This window comes from Serratia sp. HNCC26DJ206 (assembly GCF_057180605.1).
Genome location: NZ_JBXUGP010000021.1, coordinates 1 through 20,826 on the forward strand (window position 1 = coordinate 1; position 20,826 = coordinate 20,826).

Below are 20,826 nucleotides of genomic sequence, written 5' to 3' on the forward strand. Positions count from 1 at the left end.
AGCATTACAGCATCGCTGAGCCTTTATTTTCATACCGATCACGCCAGAACAGAATTACTTCTGGTAGATGATTTCGATGCCTTCGTCGTCATCTTCATTCCAGTCATCATCCCAGTCGTCTTCCGCTTCGGCTTCCACTTCAGCGATTTGCTCACGGTGGTAGTCATCCCACATGAATTCGACTTTCTCTGGCGCACTTTCTTCAATCGCCATGGTCTTCGGTTGGGTGTTGATAAAGTTCATCACGTCCCAGCACAACGCATTAACGCCTTCGCGGTTAGCGGCGGAGATCATGTAGTACTTACCTTCCCAACCCATGCCCTCTACGATCGCCTTGGCGCGTTCGGCGGCCTCTTCTGCATCCAGCAGGTCAAGCTTATTGAACACCAGCCAGCGTGGCTTCTGCGCCAGATTTTCGCTGTACTGATTCAGTTCATTGATGATGACCTTGGCATTCTCTACCGGATCGGACTCATCAATCGGAGCGATATCCACCAAATGCAGCAGCACACGGCAACGTTCCAGATGCTTCAAGAAACGGATCCCTAAGCCAGCACCGTCGGAAGCGCCTTCAATCAGCCCAGGGATGTCGGCAACCACAAAGCTCTGCTCGTTGTCCATTCGTACCACGCCCAGGCTAGGCACCAGCGTGGTGAACGGATAGTCCGCCACTTTTGGCTTGGCCGCAGACACCGCACGAATGAACGTCGATTTACCCGCATTCGGTAGCCCCAGCATGCCCACATCGGCCAACAGCAACAGTTCCAGCAGAATGTCGCGCATTTCGCCCTTGGTACCCAAGGTTTTCTGGCGCGGAGCGCGGTTTACCGAGGACTTGAAACGGCTGTTGCCCAGGCCGTGCCAACCGCCTTTTGCCACCATCAAACGCTGCTGATGACGAGTCATATCGCCGAGGATCTCTCCGGTGCCCTGATCCTGCACACGAGTCCCTACCGGCACTTTAATCACAATATCTTTACCGCGCTTACCGGTACAGTCACGGCTTTGGCCGTTCTGGCCACGTTCGGCACGGAAAGATTTTTCAAAGCGGTAATCGATCAGGGTATTCAGGTTTTCGTCAGCCAGCAGGTAGACGTCACCGCCGTCACCGCCGTCACCGCCGTCCGGCCCACCGTTCGGGATGTATTTCTCGCGGCGGAAGCTGACGCAGCCATTACCACCATCACCTGCAACCACCAGGATCGTCGCTTCATCTACAAACTTCATTTACCGTCTCCGTAAATCATTCACCGGACTGCTTCAAAGAAACAATCAGGTTGGGTTCTGCCCGTCGCGGCCACCAGCGGTGGCCAATTGCGGAAAACATGGCGCCTGCTACCACCACAAAAGCACCGACATAACCGACAGCATTCAATGTCGGGGCGGCGAATACTTGCGGCCATGCCAGCGCCAATAAATCTGAAAACATCAGGGTAAACAACGGGGTGAGCGTCACTATCGCACTCACCTGCGCCGCCTGCCAACGCGCCATCGCCTCTGCCAGTGCACCGTAACCAATCAGCGTATTCGCCCCGCAAAACAGCAAGCAGGCCAACTGCCAGTTGCTGAGCTGGAAAATCATCGCAGGCTTGGCCAGCGGGAATAAGGTAATTGCACATAAAGTGTACAACATGACCAGGATTTGCGGCGAAGCCAATCGGCGCAGCAGCACTTTCTGAGCCACCCCGTAGGTCACCCAAACCATGGCAGCACACACGCCCAGCAGAACACCGAGGGTGTAATCCGTCAGTCGGGTAAAAATCTCAATCAGGCTGACGTTGAAAAACAACATCAGCCCGCAAATCAGCATCAATGCCCCAATCACCTGGGTGATTCGCATCCTTTCTTTCAGGATCAATACGCTGGCGAACATCATGCCAACCGGTGACAACTGACCAATCACCTGCGACGCCGTCGGGCTCAGGTATTGCAGTGAAGAACTGAAAAACACAAAATTGCCCAGCAATCCTGCCGTGGCAATAATCAGCAAGAGTAACCAGCGCGGTTGACGAAATATTTTCACCGATGGCAAACGCCCGCGCACTGCCAGAATCATGCCCAAGCCAATAGCGGCGAAGGCAAAGCGGTACCAGACGACGGTAAAGGGCTCCATCACCTTCAGCACTTCTTTCATCGCGATCGGCAACGCCCCCCAGCAGATCGCTGTGGTAAGCGCCAGGAGAATTCCCATACCGGCCTGTTGTTTTGTTTCCATTTTTCCTAATGCCCACGGGCCTGGACACAAGCACCCTATAAATGTAAAAAGCCCCGCAATGAATTGCGGGGCTTACATCTATTTCGTAAGGCTCGAAAAATTATTCAGCTTCGATGCTGATGAATTTACGATTGCTCGGGCCTTTAACTTCGAATTTGACTTTACCGTCTTTCAAAGCAAACAGAGTGTGGTCTTTGCCGCAACCCACGTTGATACCCGCGTGGAATTTAGTGCCGCGCTGACGAACGATGATGCTGCCTGCCAGTACTGCTTCGCCGCCAAAGCGTTTTACGCCCAGACGTTTAGCTTCTGAATCGCGACCGTTACGAGTCGAGCCGCCAGCCTTTTTGTGTGCCATTAATCCGCTCTCCTAACTTAAGCGCTGATGCCGGTGATTTTAACATCAGTGAACCACTGACGGTGACCCTGCTGCTTACGGTAATGCTTACGACGACGAAACTTAACAATCTTAATTTTTTCGCCACGACCGTGAGCAATGACTTCAGCTTTGATCTTACCGCCATCGACGTAAGGAACGCCGATTTTGATATCTTCGCCATTAGCGATCATCAGAATCTGGTCAAACTCAACCGCTTCACCAGTTGCGATGTCCAGCTTTTCCAAGCGAACGGTTTGACCTTCGCTTACTCGGTGTTGTTTACCACCACTTTGGAAAACCGCGTACATATAAAACTCCGCTTTCCGCGTGCCCAACTGTTCAGTACAGAGCGCGCTATAAATATTCACAATAGGGCGCGAATTCTACGCAATAATCCCGCGCATGACAAGTGCAGAATAGGGCCAGAAGGTGAAAAAAGAAGAAAAAAAACACAGTTTCTTTCATGGCGTTTATCTGTATCGTTTTTCAAGTACAATCAAAGGCGACAGTGACCGCCCTATACCGATGTGAGCAGCGATCTCATCGCGGTGAACAGAAACACAGCTGAAAAAATACAATGAACCTAGAACAAATTACTGAGTTAACCGCGCAAGATATGGCGGCCGTGAACGCAACAATTCTCGAACAGTTGAATTCCGATGTCACGCTCATCAATCAACTTGGCTATTACATTATCAGCGGTGGCGGTAAGCGCATTCGTCCGATGATCGCCGTGCTGGCGGCGCGGGCGCTGCACTATCAGGGTGATAAACATATTACCGTGGCAGCCCTGATCGAGTTCATTCACACCGCCACGCTGCTGCATGATGACGTGGTGGATGAATCCGATATGCGCCGCGGCAAGGCTACCGCCAATGCAGCGTTTGGCAATGCGGCTAGCGTGCTGGTTGGAGACTTCATCTATACCCGAGCTTTTCAGATGATGACCAGCCTGGAATCGCTACGCGTGCTGGCGCTGATGTCTGAGGCCGTCAACGTGATTGCCGAAGGCGAAGTGCTGCAATTGATGAACGTGCACGACCCTGACATTACTGAAGAAAACTACATGCGGGTGATCTACAGCAAAACCGCCCGCCTGTTTGAAGCAGCAGCCCAGTCATCGGGCATTCTTGCCGGTGCCAGTGAGGCAGAAGAAAAAGCACTGCAGGACTATGGCCGCTACTTGGGTACCGCGTTCCAGTTGATCGACGATCTGCTCGATTACAGCGCTGACGGGGTAACGTTGGGCAAAAATACCGGTGACGATCTTAATGAAGGCAAGCCCACGCTGCCATTACTGCACGCTATGCATAATGGCAATGCAGAACAGGCAGCGATGATCCGCACAGCCATTGAGCAGGGGAATGGTCGCCATCTGCTGGAACCGGTTCTGGCCGCCATGGAGGCATGTGGTTCTCTGACCTACACACGTCAACGCGCAGAAGAAGAGGCGGACAAAGCGATTGCTGCGTTGCAGGTGCTGCCGGAGTCGCCACATCGTGCGGCGCTGGAAGGATTAGCACATCTGGCCGTTCAGCGCGATTTTTAAGAAACAACCCTTTCCTAATATTCAAATAGGTCTGGATTCCAGGCCTATTAATTCTCTTCATTAATGAGTTCCAATGGAACAAACGATTAATGCACACCCGTTAGTCATACCATTCACTATGTGGTTGCCGCGCAAGAAAATTATCCCGCGATAACTCAAGGCAGGCTTATTGACCAAAGAGAAGATAAAACGAAAGCCGCACTGAAAACACTTGGCCACAGGAATACGGTGTTTGTGAAACACTTTGCACAATGATTCGCGTTACTTGTTCTGCTCGGCAATCCACGCCAACAGGCTGCCGACACCTTCGCGCATCAGGAACGCCATCACCTGCGCCCGCTCACTGTCTGACAGGTGGTAGTAATATTCAATCCAGACCGCCAAAGGATCCTGCCGTTCCACCTCATAGGCCGCCGGTTCTTCCCGCAGTACCAACAATTTCCTCACGCCGCTAGGCAGGCTGTCGACATGATATTCCAACGCCTTCCCCTGCACGCCTTTACGACGGCGGCTGACCCAGCCTTCGCGCCGAGCCATCAGATTGATTCCCTGTGTAGAAGAAGGTAATCCTGCGATGCCTGTAAGCTCCTTGGCAGCAAACCACTCGTTTTTCATAGCCATTATCTCTGGACAATAGTGTGGCAAGACAAATTTTTCAGAAACCATAAGATGTTTTTTAGAAACTTAGTGGTATTCTTGTTTCTGAATAAGCGCTTCATGTTGTTCAAACGATTAATTCTGACCTGTTAGTTATACCACTAACAGAACTTTCTCTAATCAAAAAAGGAATGTAAACATGAATTCACGGAACCCAGACTGGCATCCAGCAGACGTAATAGCGGCATTAAAGAAGAGAGGGACAACATTGGCAGCGGTTTCACGCGAGGCAGGGCTAAGCTCATCCACCCTCGCCAATGCGCTATCACGCCCCTGGCCGAAAGGAGAATGGCTGATTGCCGACGCATTGAATGTTCATCCTGCGGAAATTTGGCCAAGCAGGTATTTTGATCCGCACACGCAGCGTCTGCTGGATCGAAAGAGTCGTATCAAATCATGAGACGAAAAAAAGCCGCCGGACTGTTGTTCCGGCGGCTTTTGTAGGCTTAACGCACTGGCGCTATCAGTTATTGATAAACTTTTCGCCCAGTTCGATATCTTTGTGCAGCACGTCCAGCATTTCGTTCAGCGCTTGCTGTTCGAACGCGCTCAAAGCACCGATGTCTTTACGTTCTTCAACACCGTTTTTGCCCAACAGCAGTGGCTGTGCGAAGAAGCGGGCATATTTGCCATCGCCTTCAACGTAGGCACATTCCACCACGCCTTTCTCGCCGCTCAGTGCGCGCACCAGAGACAAGCCGAAACGTGCCGCCGCCTGGCCCATAGACAGGGTCGCTGAACCGCCACCGGCTTTAGCTTCAACCACTTCGGTACCCGCATTCTGGATACGCTTGGTCAGATCAGCCACTTCCTGCGCGGTAAAGCTCACGCCAGGGATCTGCGACAGCAGTGGCAGAATGGTCACGCCAGAGTGACCACCGATAACCGGCACTTCCAGCTCTTCCGGCTTTTTACCTTTCAGCTCAGCCACGAAGGTGTTGGAACGGATAATATCCAGCGAAGTGACGCCAAACAGTTTGTTCTTGTCGTAAACACCGGCTTTCTTCAGCACTTCTGCGGCAATCGCTACCGTGGTATTCACCGGGTTGGTGATGATACCAATGCAGGCTTTCGGGCAGGTTTTAGCCACTTGCTCGATCAGGTTACGCACGATACCGGCGTTCACATTAAACAGATCTGAACGATCCATACCAGGCTTACGAGCAACACCGGCAGAAATCAGCACCACATCGGCACCGTGCAGCGCAGGAGTTGCATCTTCACCACTGAAGCCTTTAATTTTAACTGCGGTTGGGATGTGGCTTAAGTCAACGGCAACGCCTGGGGTAACAGGGGCAATGTCGTAGAGGGTGAGTTCAGAACCTGAAGGAAGCTGGGTTTTGAGTAGAAGGGCGAGGGCCTGGCCGATACCGCCAGCAGCACCGAGAACTGCAACTTTCATCCTATACTCCTTTATTATCTTAAATATAAAAGCGCCGTGAATTCTTTGGTCTCGGACCTTAATTTATTACACCTTTAAAAACAACCTATTAACAGTCGGTTTTAGAGCTGGCGCAATAAAATGGCCGATGTCGCGATCATTTTAGATTAAATAGCTTACGCATTAAGGGCATAGCGCACACTAATCGAAAATAGTGCGAGGTTCTTCACGGGCGAGTTAACCGGCGGTTACATTACACCCTTACATAACATCAGAACAACATCATTTTAATAACATTTTCTTTACCGGGGAGCTGACTCGTTTCCCACGCCCAACGGGCATATTCATGAGGCGCGGATTTTGTTAAAATCCCGGCCCTTCCTTATTTTCCGCGCATTACTCTTTTATCTCGACACGTCAATATTGCATAAAAATTCATTTATATGCATAATAATCACATCCATTGTCAACATTCCACGGTGCAGAATGCGTAATCCCGCAAAGCAGGAAGATCTGATCAAAGCGTTCAAAGCGTTATTGAAAGAAGAAAAATTCAGTTCTCAAGGCGAGATCGTTTTGGCGCTGCAAGAAGAAGGCTTCGAGAACATTAACCAATCCAAAGTGTCTCGCATGCTGACCAAGTTCGGCGCGGTGCGCACACGCAATGCCAAAATGGAGATGGTGTATTGCCTTCCGGCGGAACTCGGTGTGCCCACCACCACCAGCCCGCTGAAGAATCTGGTGCTGGATGTCGATCACAATGATGCCATCGTGGTGATCCATACCAGCCCAGGTGCCGCGCAGTTAATTGCGCGCTTGCTGGATTCCCTAGGCAAATCCGAAGGGATCCTCGGCACTATCGCCGGTGATGATACGATCTTCGTGACTCCAGCCAGCACATTTACCGCACGCCAACTGTTTGAAGCCATTCTTACGTTGTTCGAACAAGAACTGTGATGCTATTCCGTTAACAAAATAGGGCTGACGGCCGTATTTTGTTAACGTTCTCTCGCCATAACGCTCTCGCCCGACCTACCCTCCAACGTTTAAAACTGCTTATTTGCCGACTTGCAGCACATTTCAATGACATTCTCGCGTGAGCAATCAGTAGTATCTGTGATATTCCGCACTTTTAGTCAAAGGCACTTAGCCTGTTGAAATTACATAAATTTAACATCAACAGCTCATTTTATCATCGCTTTTTATTCCATTAGATTCTTAAAAATAGTGATGAACGAATAAAGTTTCACTAGAAATTGTTAGCGGGCTATTAATTTTTGTAGTTACTAGATGTATACTCATTTTCGTGACGTAAATCACAGTTCATTGGAACTGATAAAAGAATACAAAGAGGATTAATCATGAAAATTAAAACCACCGTTGCAGCAATCAGCCTTCTCTCTATGCTTTCTTTTGGCTCTTTTGCAGCACAATCCATTGATGCATCGCAGGCCGAAAAATTGCAATCCGTAGGTACCATCACCGTCAGCGGTGTCGGTGCAGCACCTTCTGATATCCGTCAGGCGCTGTCTGCCAAAGCTGATGCTAAAGGGGCAACCTCGTATCGTGTGATCGAAGCACGCAACGAAGGCAACTTCCACGCCACTGCTGAAATTTACAAGTAATCACTAAGAAAACGCATTTGCTGAACCCCCTCGTCACTGCCACTGCCGAGTTCTGAGATAAATGCCGGTTTCCTAGAAAACCTCGTCGTCCTATTCGACGAACCCTATTGCCCTCGCTCGCGAGGGCTTTTTTATCGGCGTAAAAAAGGCCGCTTTCGCGGCCCTCTCGTGATAAATGATGGGGAAAACGCGTCAGTAGGCTTCTTTCGGCTCGGCCTTTTTAGCCAACGCCGCCAGCAGTTTGTCATGAATACCGCCAAATCCGCCGTTGCTCATCACCAGAATATGGTCACCCGGCTGCGCCGTTTTGACGATCATCTCCACTAACGTCTCGAGATCGGCACTCCAGTGCGCCGTTTGCACACAGGCGTCAGCCACTTCGGCGACCTGCCAAGGAATGTGATGCGGCTGGAACAGGAACACTTCATCAGCACGCCCCAACGAAGGGGCCAGATCGTTTTTGCTGATCCCCATCTTCATGGTGTTGGAACGGGGCTCCAATACCGCCAGAATACGCGCGGTGCCCCCCACTTTGCCACGCAGCGCGGCCAGCGTGGCAAGAATAGCGGTAGGATGATGCGCAAAATCATCATAGACCGTCACGCCGTTGGCTTCGCCACGCAGTTCCAGGCGACGGCGAGCATTGATGAAATCACCCAACGCGCGGCAGGCATCGGCGGGTTGTACGCCGACGTGGCGGGTTGCCGCAATCGCCATCAGGCCATTATGCATATTGTGTTCACCCACCAGCGCCCAGTTAACCTCACCGACCTTATCGCCATTGAGGAAAACTTCGTAATGGCTGGCATCTGGGGTCAACTTGTGCGCGCGCCAGGCCCCTTCATCGCCGACCAACTCCTGTTCACTCCAGCATCCCATCGCCATCACCTGTTTCAGATGCGCGTCATTGTCCGGCAGAATGATTTTGCCTTTCCCCGGTACCAGACGCACCAGGTGGTGGAACTGCTTCTGGATCGCTTTCAGATCGTCAAAAATGTCTGCATGATCGAACTCCAGGTTGTTCATGATCAGCGTACGCGGGCTGTAATGCACAAATTTGGAGCGTTTGTCGAAGAAGGCACAATCGTATTCATCAGCTTCAATGACAAAGAACGGGCTACCGCCGAGACGGGCAGAAACATCGAAGTTACCCGGCACGCCGCCAATCACAAAACCTGGCTGATAGCCGCAAGCTTCCAGGATCCAGGTCGCCATCCCGGCGGTGGTGGTTTTACCGTGCGTACCGGCCACCGCCAGCACCCAGCGATCGCGTAGCACTTGGTCGTGCAACCACTGCGGGCCGGAAACGTATGGAATGCCACGTTCCAACACCGCTTCCACACAAGGATTTCCACGGGTCATCGCGTTGCCGATAATCACCAGATCCGGTACAGGATCCAACTGTGCCGGATCGTAACCCTGGATCAGATCGATCCCCTGATTTTCCAGCAGCGTGCTCATCGGAGGATAAACGTTGGCATCTGAGCCGGTAACCTCATGTCCAAGCGAACGCGCCAGCATTGCCAACCCACCCATAAAGGTGCCGCAGATCCCAAGAATATGTATGCGCATTAGGTTTCTCATTTGAGTGCATCGATTTAGTGCTTATTCTAACGCTCAGAATCGCCTAGAAGAAATGGATTTGCCTATGAATGGCGTAATGCTTTGGGCTACACTGGCTGACGATAAACGTTGGCGGTTTGTTAACAAACCGCTATCCATCCGTAGATTCAGGGATTGTGTCATGAAAACGTTAGGCGAATTTATCGTCGAGAAACAGCACGACTTCTCTCACGCCACCGGCGAGCTGACTGCACTACTTTCTGCAATTAAACTGGGCGCCAAAATCATCCACCGTGATATCAACAAGGCCGGTTTGGTTGATATTCTGGGGACCAGCGGCATTTCCAACGTCCAAGGCGAAGTTCAGATGAAACTGGACCTGTTCGCCAACGAAAAACTGAAAGCAGCACTGAAAGCACGCGGTGAAGTCGCGGGTATCGCTTCTGAAGAAGAAGACGAGATCGTCATATTCGACGGCGAGCGGGCTGAAAATGGCAAGTATGTGGTGCTGATGGATCCGTTGGACGGATCGTCCAACATTGATGTCAACGTCTCAGTCGGGACGATTTTCTCGATCTATCGCCGTATCACACCGATCGGTATTCCTGTTACCGAAGAAGATTTCCTGCAGCCTGGCAGCGCTCAGGTTGCTGCCGGTTACGTCGTGTACGGCTCATCCACCATGCTGGTGTACACCACCGGTTATGGCGTGCATGCCTTTACTTACGATCCGTCGCTGGGTGTGTTCTGCCTCTCTCACGAGAAAGTGCGCTACCCGGAAAAAGCCTGTATGTATTCCATCAACGAAGGTAACTACATCAAGTTCCCGCTCGGGGTGAAAAAATACATCAAATACTGCCAAGAGCAGGATGAAGCGACGCAGCGCCCTTACACCTCACGCTATATCGGTTCACTGGTTGCCGACTTCCACCGCAACCTGCTGAAAGGCGGTATCTACATTTATCCAAGCACCGCCAGCCACCCGCAAGGCAAGCTGCGCCTGCTGTATGAATGCAACCCGATGGCGCTCCTGGCTGAACAGGCCGGTGGCAAAGCCAGCGACGGCAAAAGACGCATTCTGGATATCGTGCCGGAAAAACTGCACCAGCGTGCCCCGTTCTTCGTGGGGACTAAATCGATGGTAGAACAAGCCGAGTGCTTTATCGCCGAGTTCCCAGACGAATAAGCCCTTTTCGGTTTTCCTGGCAGCGAGATCACTGCTGCCAGGATCCATTGCCTTGCCCACCAAAATCTCTGCCCCTATATCGCCAACTGCCCGCAGTCAGCTTGCCGGAGCGCTGAAAACACGCTGTTGTATCCGGTTAACATCAACATCGCTCAGGTAGCGCGCAATACCGCCATAATAGCTTTCGTGATAGCCGTATTCTGGTTTTCGCAATTCAGCCAGCACATCCGCTTTAGTGGCATGTTCAAACACCAAACGATACATCGCCACAATCAGCCCGGTCCGATCGCTGCCGTGCCAGCAGTGAACCAGCATCGGCTTCTGGGCAAAGCGAATTTCCCGCAGCGCACTGACCACGATGTCATCATTGATAACCGCAGCGTTCATCGGCACCCGGCGTAGTACCAGATTTGTCCCCTTCGCTTCACTGCTATCATCATTCCACTGACGAAGGTTGAGAACCGTTTTGATGCCGCTCTGCTCCAACGCCTGCATTTGCGCGGAGTCAGGCTGGGCAGAACGGTATAAATCCGCGGAAACCTGATGGTAGTTTTGAGGCAGGCCGAGAGCCGTGGCATTAACGGCCAGGCTACACATCAAGAGGGCTGACACTGCCAGTAATTGCACGTGGTAGTATAAGTTCGAATTTCTTTTCTTTCCGCTGCGCTGCAACCTATCAATCATGACCAAACTCCCTTATCGGTTCTGTGGGTGCTTAATATACCTATACTTGGCGTGTTTGACAGCGGGGGACATTGTAGCGAGCGGCCTGTTAACACCATTGGCAACAGAGATAACCCCCTCACACACACTCTAAATCATGCCTTTGCGGCTCAACTGGCGAAGCGAATAGAACGCCGTTGTGTCTGAAAAATCGAAGTACTTTAAGAGTGTTTTGGCTATAATTAGCCACCACTCCATTTCTGGTTTGATTAAAGGAAACCGACATGAGCTTGAATCTGGTCCCTGCTGGCAAAGACCTGCCGGAAGACATCTACGTAGTTATCGAAATCCCGGCTAACGCCGATCCGATCAAATATGAAATCGACAAAGACACCGGCGCGCTGTTCGTTGACCGTTTCATGTCTACTGCAATGTTCTATCCGTGCAACTACGGTTACATCAACCATACTCTGTCCCTGGACGGTGACCCGGTTGACGTGCTGGTGCCAACGCCATATCCGCTGCAACCTGGCTCAGTGATCCGCTGCCGTCCGGTTGGCGTGCTGAAAATGACTGACGAAGCCGGTGAAGATGCGAAGCTGGTTGCCGTACCGCACAGCAAGCTGACCAAAGAATACGATCACGTGAAAGACGTGAACGATCTGCCAGAACTGCTGAAAGCACAGATCACTCACTTCTTTGAGCACTACAAAGATCTGGAAAAAGGCAAATGGGTGAAAGTGGACGGCTGGGCTGATGCTGCTGCCGCTAAAGCTGAAATCGTTGCCTCTTTCGAACGCGCCAAGAAGTAATTCTTGCCCGTTCAGATGAAGAACGCCGCTCATTGAGCGGCGTTTTTTTACTGCTTTTAGTCTAGGCGCTTCAGCCAGTCACCACACTCAATCCGTGGAAAACCCTCTACGCTGTGCTTATACAGGTAGATCCACGCACTTCCATAAGGTGTCTGAATCAGTTCGCGCTTATAGTCCCTGGTATTACTTTTCAATTCGTCCAGCTCTGCCAGAATCGATGAGTTAATACGATACACTTCGCAATGTACCGTGCCCTCTCCAGGGATTGCAGCCGGGTAATGGCCCAGATTATAAATCTGATAACCATCAAGCTCATGATCACCCAACCATTGGGCGTTAGTCATCCAATGGCTGTTCCCCTGCTTGCGTCGTAAACTGCCGTAAACAATGATTCGCATAGCTTAAAACTCAAACTGATAGAGCACATCCAGTGCTTGGTCAATGCCAGACACCGCTTCCAGATACAGCCTAGGCATCAGGCGGTATCGCAACGTCAGCGTGGCCAGCGAGTCGAATATCCCCACCCCATATTTTACTTGTAAGCCGGGGAGGACATAGCCGCTCACCACTACTTGAGAGCTGTCACCAACTCCCTCAGTATCAAGGGCCAAATTACTTACGCCAAACGCCTCGCCGATTTTACCCACAAGTTGACCACTTTGTGCAACCCCCATACCAATTAACATTGAGGTCATGGCGTTGCCATCAGCACCGGTGGCACCCAAACCCTGGCCGCGCAACAGGTAAGATAGCGCTTCTTGCTGCGATAACGTCGGGTCAGAGAACACCTCCAGCCTTGGCGCATCGGCCATTCCGGTCACTCGCACCCCGGCGGTGACGCCATCCTGAGTGGCATCCGGGTTACGCACCGCTTCGATATTCAACAATGGCTGATCGGGTGGGCCAGAGAACAGCAACTGGCCTTTGCGCACGATCAGATCCTGCCCGTAAGCATGGAAGCGCCCCGATGGGATATCAATATGCCCGTTCAACCCCAGGCCATTCTGGTCCTGTATCACCCTCAGATTGCCGCGCAACACGGCTTTCAGGCCAAAAGCATCCAACCGCACGTCGTTGCCGATGCGCACCATCAGATTACTGTTGATCGGGATCCCCGCCGTAGCCGGTTTAATCGGTTCCAACCGGTTATTGAGCATCACTTCATCACGGGAGATACCTACCGCACTTTCCGGCAGTTCCTGTACCGTGATACGCGCCCAGGGAATATCAACCGAACCGTTAAGTGCGAACAGCTGCGGCGTGGCTTCAAACACCAGATCCGGTGAAACATCAATCCGCACCATTGGCGGTATTGTGACCCGTAGCTGATTACCTTTAGCCGCGATGCGCGCGCGCCAGGCATTGATATCATGCCAGTCAGCATCACCCGCCAAGTTCAGTTGCCCATGGGTAGTGCTGAGCAACCCTTCCAACGTTGAAGTCATCCCGTTGAAATTCACCGCTAGGCGGCCTTCGGTCATATCAAACGGCATCCAGTGGCCGGTGATCATCGCTTTATCCAGCGCCAAACGGCCAAATACCAGCGGCCTCTGCGCGCTGCCACCCAACTGCAGATTGGCATTCAGCATCCCCGACGCTTTCTCACCCTGCGTCAGCATCGGCTTCAGTAAAGCCATGGAGATATTGGTGATGTTCACATTACCGCTGATATTACGGCGCACCTGCGGATCGGTGATCTGAATGTTGCCGTTGAACTGCCCATTATTGACCAGCTTGATCAGCCAGTCAGCCTGCACGCGGCCATTGTTCATCCCCGCGTTGAGATTGAGCGTCTCAAACGCGATCGGCAGCGCACTGCCCTGCATCTGCTGCACCAATTTCACGCTGTTACCCACCAGCGAGACTCGCGCCTGTGGTAACGCACCGCCCGGTTGCCAACTGACATCCGCCCGGCCACTGAATACGCCGCTCATCGCTGTGTCTGGGCCGAGGAACGGTTTAATCATCGCCAGATCAAAGCGATTGAGCACTACGCTAGCCTGGCCACTAGCCCCAGCTTCAAGGGTTCTCGGCACGCACAGCTCAGCATTGGGGTTCTGCCAACAGTGCGGCCCAACGCTGACTCTCTGCTGCGCATTCAGGTAATCCAGCGCGATGGAGCGGGTCAAACGCCACTCACCTACCGGCGTGTCGAAGCGGGTATTGTTGAGCTCGCCGCGCCAACGCTGCTGCTGACGATCGAAACTACCGCTAAGCTGAAGTTGCCCGGAAACCGGCTTACCCTCAATATTCAGTTGTAGCTGGTGTTGGCGCTCGCTACCGCGCGCATCCAGCGTCAGCAGATTGACCTGTAATGCATCCTGCTTCAGCTGTTCCACCCGCACGGTCAACTGCCCCTGGATCTGGTCAGCCGAACGCACATCACCGTCCACTTTCACCCGGTTGATGTGCAACGCCTGCCATTGCAGGCCAAGCGCCGTCAGATCCGCCAGCAACTGCGGTGCCTGCAAGTTGCCACGCAGCTTGAGTTGGCCTCTGACCGTTCCCCCCAACCCTGGCAAGGCACCATCCAGACGCGGTGCATCGATATTGGCATCCAGATTCCAGTTTTTCTCGTCGAGCTGGCCTTTAGCACTGAGCGTATTGCGCCCCAGCGCCAGTTCGATACCGGGAATTCGCCACTGCCCAGCCGCATTGCCGCTGAGTGTGCCACGGGCCGAGACTTTGTTTTGCTTCACATTGCCATCAAGCTGCAATACCGGCACCTGTAGTTGCCAGCTGCCTCCGTGCAAACTGCCACGGGTGGTGATGTTGCCCTCCAGCCGTGCCGGCCACTCCGGCCATTGTTTGGCGGTGTTGATACCGCTGAGCGTCAGTTGAGAGGTCCAGCTTATTGCCTTGCTCCAGTCCACCAGCGCGGTGAGATCGGTATTGCCCTGTAGCGCCGCCACGCGCAGGCGTTCGAGCCGGAACTGTGCCAGATTGCCTTTACCATCCAGCGTAATGGCCGCCGGTGGCAGGTCCTGGCCCTGGAAATTAGCGCGGGTCGATAGTGCATAATCAGCGGCTTTACCGTTGAGGCGCAGGCGCAGATCGTTGACCTGATACTGTGCCTCGCCGGTCAACGGCCATTTCACTCGCTTGCTCTGCAACGTCAAGGCCAGTGGCAACCCGGCTTGTGCCAGCTGGGTTTGCGCATCGAGCTGTGCACTCACCGGGCCGGAGAGATTCAACGCCAGTTTCAGCTCTTCACGCAGCGCACCGCCGATGTTCAGCTTCACCTTTTCGCCTTTCAGCGGATCGATGTTCAGCGCACTGTTGACTGTCATTTCTACTGGCCAGTTGCCGGTCAGCGTCGCCTGGCCTTTGGCTGAAAGCGAACCCTGCGGCGATTTCACGACAAAACTGTCGAGCTGAATATGCTGATCCTGAGTACTGAGTTGCAGCAACAGGCTAGTGATCGATAGGTCGTTATCGCCAGTCAAACGCAGCTGTTCACCGCTGATTTGTTGGACGGTGATATCAAGCGGCAGGTGGATTTCCGGCAAATCCGGCAACAGCGGCTTGCTGAACAACGCTTGCAGCGTTTCAGCCAGCGGCTTTTCTGCGGCCGTTGCTTCCGCCGCCTTCTTTGCTAGCTCGTCAGCGGCAAGTACCGGCGTTTTTGGCAAAGCGATCAACAAAGCGCGGATTGAGGTGGGTTGCAACGTTAATGCACGCTGCTGCCACTGAGCACCAGTGCGGAACTCCCCGAGCGAAATAGCGGTATCGTCCACGCTGACCTTGACGTTATTCAACGCCAACAGACGTAATGCGATCGGGTACGGCGTGCTGAGGTTAGTGAGCGGTTCACTGGTTTCCGTCACCGGAGCAGATGGCGGCAGTTCAGCGGTTTTCACCACCACATCCACATCTTGCGCAGTCAACGCATTGATACACAATGAGCTGTGTTTCAGGCAGGAGAGATCGAGCGACAGATGGAACTGCCCGGCGTTCACCGCAACCCCTGGCATCTGGTATTTCACGCCTTTCAGCGTCAAATCACGCCAGCCACCGCTGACGGCGGTAATTTCCAGCCCCGGAACCCAACGTGCTGCGCCGTTGATCACCATATGCAAGCCGGTAGTGGTACCCAGCAGAAACGCCAGCGTTCCCACCAGCAGGAGCAACAGGATCAGGAACCCCAGACAAATCTTTTTCACCAGGTTCATAGTTCAGGCCCCAAGCCGATATAAAACTGTACGCCGTGGGTTTCTTGATCCCCTATCGGTGCAGCGATATCCAATTTCACCGGCCCAACCGGTGACTGCCAGCGCACGCCAACGCCCGCACCGGTTTTAATATCCCGCTGTCTGATATCGTTCACCGCTTCCCCCGAATCGACAAACATCGCTCCCCACCAGCGGCCGGTCATGTTGTATTGGTATTCCAACGAACCGGTCAGCATTTTAGAGGCACCGGTCAGTTTGCCATTGTCGTCACGCGGGGAAACGCCCCTGAACTTATAGCCACGAATGCTGCGATCGCCACCGGCGAAGAAACGCAGATCCGGCGGTATTCTGTCGAAGTTGTTGGTTTCAATCCATCCCACCTGAGCACGGGTCACAAAACGGTGTTTTTCTGCCAAGGTGCGGATCCAGACGTTCTGTGCCTGCAACAGCGCAAAATCGACGTCAGAGCCCCAGGTGGTATCAGAAACATCGATCGAATAACGTTGGCTATCCCCCCAGACCGGCATCAGGCCACCGCGCACGCGCGTGCGGTTAACGGTAGCGCCAGGGTAAAGCAGCATGGTGGTGTCGGTGACCAGGCCTTGGGTAAAGTGGTCCAAACGCCAGCTCATCGTTAACGCTCGCTGCCAGCCGCTGGAGAGATCCCAGTTACGTGAAACCACCATTTTGGTACTGTCAGATTTGGTATCATTCAGATCGGTACGTTTGAAACCGCCTTGCAGCAGGTAATACTGCTCAAGAGGGCTTCTCAGCAAGGGAATGCGATAGGTCAAATCCAGCTGTTGCTCCGGTGCCGAAATACTGGCACTGGTGGTCAGGCTCTGGCCGCGCTCGTTCAGCCAGGGCTTGCGCCAGGTCCCTCTCACTCGCGGGCCGATGTCGGTAGAGAAACCACCGCCCAACTCCATAATATTGCTGTTGCGTGGCGTGACCAGCGCATCTAGCGGCAAAATCTTGTTCTCTTTGGCATCGTGAAAATCAGGAGACACCACCACGGAGTTAAACCAGTTAGTGGCAGATAAACGGCGGTTCAGCTCAGCCAGATCGCTCGAGTCGTAATAGTCTCCCTGATGAAAGGGCACCAGATTTTGCAGATAGTCTTCACGGATTTGCGATCCCTGGAACTTCACCTTGCCAAAGCGGTAACGATCGCCACTGTCAAAGTCGATGTCCCAAAATGCCTTATGCAGTTCCTGCGCAACGCCAAGCTGGCTCTTGGCCATGTTGGCATCGAAGTAGCCTTTACGCAGCGCCAGCCCGGTCAGTGAGTTCTTAAAACTGTCGTATTCACCGTGGTTAAGGATTTCACCCAGAGTCGGGCGGCTGGTTTTGACCAGCGTGAGATAGTCTCCATCGGTTCGCGCGCCGCCTTCCAGGTTGATATTCGCTCCGGCAATCCGCACCGGCTCACCGGGGTTGACCTTGGCGTACAGCACCGGGCGCGAAAGCGTCGGGCGATCGTCCAGCGTGAACTCAATCGCGGGTTCATAGTATCCCAACGGCCGTAAGCCCTGACGAATAGCAGCGTCCACTCGTGCGCGAAAACGCCCTTCAGCGCTCACCTCTTCCGGCGTGATCCCCGAAAGACGCACGCGAACGTTTCTATCCAAATCCCCACTCAGGCCTTGAACCTGTAGCCGCAGATTCGCCGCAAGCACCGATGGCGCAGCGAACAGCGCACATAAAACGCAAAGGACCGGGTATCGTGGCACACGTTCTCCTTAGTTTATTTTATTTCCTGCCAATACCTTTGCTCTGGAGCCCGGCATCTTCTGTTACCGAAAACAAGACGCATTCTTGGCTTTTTGCGCTCAAAATACTGCGTTAAGCTTATACATAAACACAACATAAGACTTATTGTGGGCAAAGAAGTTGCCAGTTACAACTGACACACGCCTCTATTAGGTCAATTCTTACTGCAACTACAGGAGTAAACCCTGGTGCAATTCCTTGATAAGTCTCAAACTATCGATCAGGCCAATGCGTTACCTGGCCGTACCACGCCCATGCCGGTGGCAACCCTCAACGAGGTGACCGGCCATTCCATGACGGTGATACCTGAAGGGATGGAAGTGGCGATCTTCGGCATGGGTTGCTTCTGGGGTGTCGAACGCCTGTACTGGCAACAAGCGGGAGTTTACAGCACCGCAGCCGGTTACAGCGGGGGATACACGCCAAACCCAACCTATCGCGAGGTGTGCAGCGGCCAGACTGGCCATGCCGAAGTGGTGCGCGTGGTGTTTGATCCGCAAGTTACCCGCTATCAACATCTGCTACAGATATTCTGGGAAAACCACGATCCCGCGCAGGGGATGCGTCAGGGCGGGGATATTGGCACACAATATCGCTCTGCTATCTACTTTTTGTCGCCAGAGCAGCAGGCAGAAGCGCAACACAGCCTGCAACGCTTCCAGCAGGCGATGAATGAGGCGAATGATAAACGCACCATCACCACCGAAATCGCTGCTGCGCGGCCATTTTATTACGCCGAGGACGAGCACCAGCAGTATCTGCACAAGAACCCTGGTGGCTATTGCGGCCTGGGCGGAATCGGAGTCTGTCTGCCGCCGCAGGGTTAATCCGTTGACCAGCGGTAAATTTTTAACCGCTGGCGGCCCTCACAGGGCTACTGCTATACTATGCAGGCTGCGTTTGCAGCCTGATAGCTTCTTTCTAGCTTTTGTACCCAATGGATTTCAAGATGCAGGTAGGCGGCAACGGAGTGAATCCCGATGAGCTTACTCAAGTAAGTGATTCGGGTGAACGAAGGCAGCCAACACCCCTGCAACTTGAAAGACGACGGGTATATCGTTACTTTTTTCACAATATATACCCCCTCCGAAAGAGCGCCGCCATCTCGTCGGCACCAATGGATAGACTATGTTAAACAGTATTTTACTGATTCTTTTTCTGATTGCGGTGAGCGCATTTTTCTCGCTTTCGGAAATTTCTCTGGCCGCGTCACGCAAGATCAAACTGAAACTGATGGCTGACGAAGGTAACGTCAATGCCGCCAGAGTGCTTAAACTGCAAGAAACGCCGGGCCTGTTCTTTACCGTGGTACAAATCGGCCTTAACGCCGTGGCCATCCTGGGCGGTATCGTCGGCGATGCGGCTTTCTCCCCCTCTTTTAAAGTGTTATTCGATCGTTTCCTGTCGCCTGAACTGTCGGAGCAAATCAGCTTCATGTGTTCGTTTGTGCTGGTGACCAGTATGTTCATCCTGTTCGCGGATTTAACCCCGAAGCGCATCGGTATGATTGCACCAGAGACGGTTGCCGTCCGGATCATCAACCCGATGCGTTTCTCGATCGCGATCTGCCGGCCACTGGTGTGGTTCTTTAACGGCATGGCCAACCTGATCTTCCGCCTGTTCAAACTGCCGATGGTTCGTAAAGACGACATTACCTCCGACGATATTTACGCGGTGGTAGAAGCCGGTGCGCTGGCCGGGGTGTTGCGCAAACAGGAACATGAGCTGATTGAAAACGTGTTCGAACTGGAATCACGCACGGTGCCTTCGTCGATGACCTCCCGTGAAAGCGTGATCTACTTCGATCTGCGCGAAAGCGAAGACAGTATCAAAGAGAAGATCTCTACCCATCCGCACTCCAAATTCCTGGTTTGCGACGGCAACATCGATCAGGTGGTCGGCTATGTCGACTCCAAAGACCTGCTGAACCGCGTGCTGGGCAATCAGAGCCTGGTGCTGAGCAGCGGCGTGCAGATCCGCTCGGCGTTGATCGTGCCCGATACGTTAACTCTGTCAGAAGCGCTGGAAAGCTTTAAAACTGCGGGTGAAGACTTTGCGGTGATCCTCAACGAATATGCGCTGGTGGTGGGGATCATTACCCTGAACGATGTGATGACTACGCTGATGGGCGATCTGGTGGGCCAAGGGCAGGAAGAGCAGATTGTGGCGCGTGACGAAAGCTCCTGGCTGATTGAAGGCGGTACGCCGATTGAAGATGTGATGCGCGTGCTGCACATTGATGAGTTCCCGCAGGCCGGTAACTATGAAACCATCGGCGGGTTTATGATGTATATGCTACGTAAAATCCCGAAACGTACCGATTTCGTTAAGTATGCTGGCTACAAGTTTGAAGTGGTGGATATTGATAGCTACAAGATTGACCAGTTGCTGGTTACGCGCCTGAGTGACAAACCGACCAGCCTATTGCCAAAAACCCCGGATGAATCCCTTCAGGCATAAACGCCGAGCTCCAGAAACAATTGCGGCCCCGTTTGGGGCCGCAATTGTTTACAGATTTAACTCCTCTATACCGGCTTGAAAGACGACGGGGATAGCGCATCAACCCATTTCGGCTTGCAGTAGCAACACCTGCCGGTTGACCTCTGACATCACGCTGAAATGGCGTTTGTCACGCACCTTCGGTATCAGGATTTTGCCTTTATCGAATTCGAATGCCCCTACATCTTTGATGTACAGCCGCCCTCGGAACAGGGTTTTTACATACTTCGCCACCGTCAGTGGATTATAACGCTGGAAGATTCTCATTGTTTTACTCTCCTCCCGTTGGAGCAATACGTTCAGCGGGCCACCAAAGCGGCAGCCTCGAAATTCGGAACGCGACTTGATTGCT

At 52.9% G+C, this 20,826-nt stretch carries 20 protein-coding genes; 8 read left to right on the top strand and 12 right to left on the bottom strand.

Features of this window, described 5'->3' with window-relative positions:
- Positions 1-54 precede the first annotated feature (54 nt).
- The 4 genes from cgtA to rplU all read right to left on the bottom strand — a co-directional run bounded on the left by cgtA (position 55) and on the right by rplU (position 2,902).
- Positions 55-1,227 carry an Obg family GTPase CgtA gene (gene cgtA / locus AC2A1E_RS14940; RefSeq protein ID WP_484384410.1) on the bottom strand — a complete coding sequence of 391 codons (1,173 nt, stop codon included), beginning with the start codon at positions 1,225-1,227 and terminating at the stop codon, positions 55-57.
- A gap of 16 nt (positions 1,228-1,243) precedes the next feature.
- Positions 1,244-2,215 (bottom strand): DMT family transporter, encoded by a 972-nt coding sequence (locus tag AC2A1E_RS14945; protein WP_484384411.1) that lies wholly within the window; start codon positions 2,213-2,215, stop codon positions 1,244-1,246.
- Positions 2,216-2,315: 100 nt separating this feature from the next.
- Entirely contained in the window at positions 2,316-2,573 is a 258-nt protein-coding gene (gene rpmA / locus AC2A1E_RS14950) for a 50S ribosomal protein L27 (RefSeq protein WP_459401013.1), read from the bottom strand.
- Between the two features lie 17 nt (positions 2,574-2,590).
- Positions 2,591-2,902, bottom strand: a complete 312-nt coding sequence (gene rplU / locus AC2A1E_RS14955; RefSeq protein ID WP_459401012.1) for a 50S ribosomal protein L21 — start codon at positions 2,900-2,902, stop codon at positions 2,591-2,593.
- Positions 2,903-3,171: 269 nt separating this feature from the next.
- Here rplU and ispB point away from each other — a divergent pair, with 269 nt between their 5' ends.
- Positions 3,172-4,143, top strand: a complete 972-nt coding sequence (ispB, locus tag AC2A1E_RS14960; protein ID WP_484384412.1) for an octaprenyl diphosphate synthase — start codon at positions 3,172-3,174, stop codon at positions 4,141-4,143.
- A 261-nt stretch (positions 4,144-4,404) separates the two neighbouring features.
- On the opposite strand, the gene AC2A1E_RS14965 is transcribed toward ispB, so the two are convergent.
- Positions 4,405-4,758: a DNA-binding protein gene (locus AC2A1E_RS14965; protein ID WP_484384413.1), complete on the bottom strand. Its 354-nt coding sequence runs from the start codon at positions 4,756-4,758 to the stop codon at positions 4,405-4,407.
- A gap of 181 nt (positions 4,759-4,939) precedes the next feature.
- Here AC2A1E_RS14965 and AC2A1E_RS14970 point away from each other — a divergent pair, with 181 nt between their 5' ends.
- Positions 4,940-5,200, top strand: a complete 261-nt coding sequence (locus tag AC2A1E_RS14970) for a helix-turn-helix domain-containing protein (protein WP_459401010.1) — start codon at positions 4,940-4,942, stop codon at positions 5,198-5,200.
- A gap of 63 nt (positions 5,201-5,263) precedes the next feature.
- On the opposite strand, the gene mdh is transcribed toward AC2A1E_RS14970, so the two are convergent.
- Entirely contained in the window at positions 5,264-6,202 is a 939-nt protein-coding gene (mdh, locus tag AC2A1E_RS14975) for a malate dehydrogenase (RefSeq protein ID WP_484384414.1), read from the bottom strand.
- Between the two features lie 465 nt (positions 6,203-6,667).
- Here mdh and argR point away from each other — a divergent pair, with 465 nt between their 5' ends.
- The gene (gene argR / locus AC2A1E_RS14980; protein WP_459401008.1) at positions 6,668-7,138 is read left to right on the top strand and encodes a transcriptional regulator ArgR; all 471 of its coding nucleotides are present in this window, start codon (positions 6,668-6,670) and stop codon (positions 7,136-7,138) included.
- Positions 7,139-7,542: 404 nt separating this feature from the next.
- Entirely contained in the window at positions 7,543-7,806 is a 264-nt protein-coding gene (gene yhcN / locus AC2A1E_RS14985) for a peroxide/acid stress response protein YhcN (RefSeq protein ID WP_484384415.1), read from the top strand.
- A 192-nt stretch (positions 7,807-7,998) separates the two neighbouring features.
- Here yhcN and mpl read toward each other — a convergent pair whose 3' ends face one another.
- On the bottom strand, positions 7,999-9,378 hold the full coding sequence (gene mpl / locus AC2A1E_RS14990) for a UDP-N-acetylmuramate:L-alanyl-gamma-D-glutamyl-meso-diaminopimelate ligase (protein WP_484384416.1): 1,380 nt from the start codon (positions 9,376-9,378) through the stop codon (positions 7,999-8,001).
- Between the two features lie 172 nt (positions 9,379-9,550).
- Here mpl and fbp point away from each other — a divergent pair, with 172 nt between their 5' ends.
- On the top strand, positions 9,551-10,555 hold the full coding sequence (gene fbp / locus AC2A1E_RS14995) for a class 1 fructose-bisphosphatase (RefSeq protein WP_484384417.1): 1,005 nt from the start codon (positions 9,551-9,553) through the stop codon (positions 10,553-10,555).
- A 96-nt stretch (positions 10,556-10,651) separates the two neighbouring features.
- On the opposite strand, the gene AC2A1E_RS15000 is transcribed toward fbp, so the two are convergent.
- Positions 10,652-11,239, bottom strand: a complete 588-nt coding sequence (locus tag AC2A1E_RS15000) for a tyrosine-protein phosphatase (RefSeq protein WP_484384418.1) — start codon at positions 11,237-11,239, stop codon at positions 10,652-10,654.
- Positions 11,240-11,502: 263 nt separating this feature from the next.
- On the opposite strand from AC2A1E_RS15000, the gene ppa reads away from it, so the two are divergent.
- Positions 11,503-12,030: an inorganic diphosphatase gene (gene ppa, locus AC2A1E_RS15005; RefSeq protein ID WP_459401003.1), complete on the top strand. Its 528-nt coding sequence runs from the start codon at positions 11,503-11,505 to the stop codon at positions 12,028-12,030.
- 56 nt (positions 12,031-12,086) lie between these two features.
- Here ppa and AC2A1E_RS15010 read toward each other — a convergent pair whose 3' ends face one another.
- Genes AC2A1E_RS15010 through tamA form a run of 3 tightly spaced genes read right to left on the bottom strand, consistent with a single transcriptional unit; the run spans position 12,087 to position 17,935 of the window.
- Entirely contained in the window at positions 12,087-12,428 is a 342-nt protein-coding gene (locus AC2A1E_RS15010) for a gamma-glutamylcyclotransferase family protein (protein ID WP_459401002.1), read from the bottom strand.
- Between the two features lie 3 nt (positions 12,429-12,431).
- Positions 12,432-16,202, bottom strand: coding sequence for an autotransporter assembly complex protein TamB (gene tamB, locus AC2A1E_RS15015; protein WP_484384419.1), 3,771 nt, complete (start codon positions 16,200-16,202; stop codon positions 12,432-12,434).
- The gene (gene tamA / locus AC2A1E_RS15020; RefSeq protein ID WP_484384420.1) at positions 16,199-17,935 is read right to left on the bottom strand and encodes an autotransporter assembly complex protein TamA; all 1,737 of its coding nucleotides are present in this window, start codon (positions 17,933-17,935) and stop codon (positions 16,199-16,201) included. The genes tamB and tamA overlap by 4 nt, the downstream gene beginning before the upstream one ends.
- 228 nt (positions 17,936-18,163) lie before the next feature.
- On the opposite strand from tamA, the gene msrA reads away from it, so the two are divergent.
- Complete coding sequence (gene msrA, locus AC2A1E_RS15025) at positions 18,164-18,802, top strand: peptide-methionine (S)-S-oxide reductase MsrA (protein WP_484384421.1); 639 nt, start codon at positions 18,164-18,166, stop codon at positions 18,800-18,802.
- Between the two features lie 301 nt (positions 18,803-19,103).
- Positions 19,104-20,435, top strand: coding sequence for a polyamine export protein PaeA (gene paeA / locus AC2A1E_RS15030; RefSeq protein WP_484384422.1), 1,332 nt, complete (start codon positions 19,104-19,106; stop codon positions 20,433-20,435).
- 99 nt (positions 20,436-20,534) lie between these two features.
- Here the strand turns inward: paeA and AC2A1E_RS15035 are convergent, their stop codons facing one another.
- The gene (locus AC2A1E_RS15035; protein ID WP_037404450.1) at positions 20,535-20,741 is read right to left on the bottom strand and encodes a DUF1107 domain-containing protein; all 207 of its coding nucleotides are present in this window, start codon (positions 20,739-20,741) and stop codon (positions 20,535-20,537) included.
- Between the last annotated feature and the right edge of the window lie 85 nt (positions 20,742-20,826).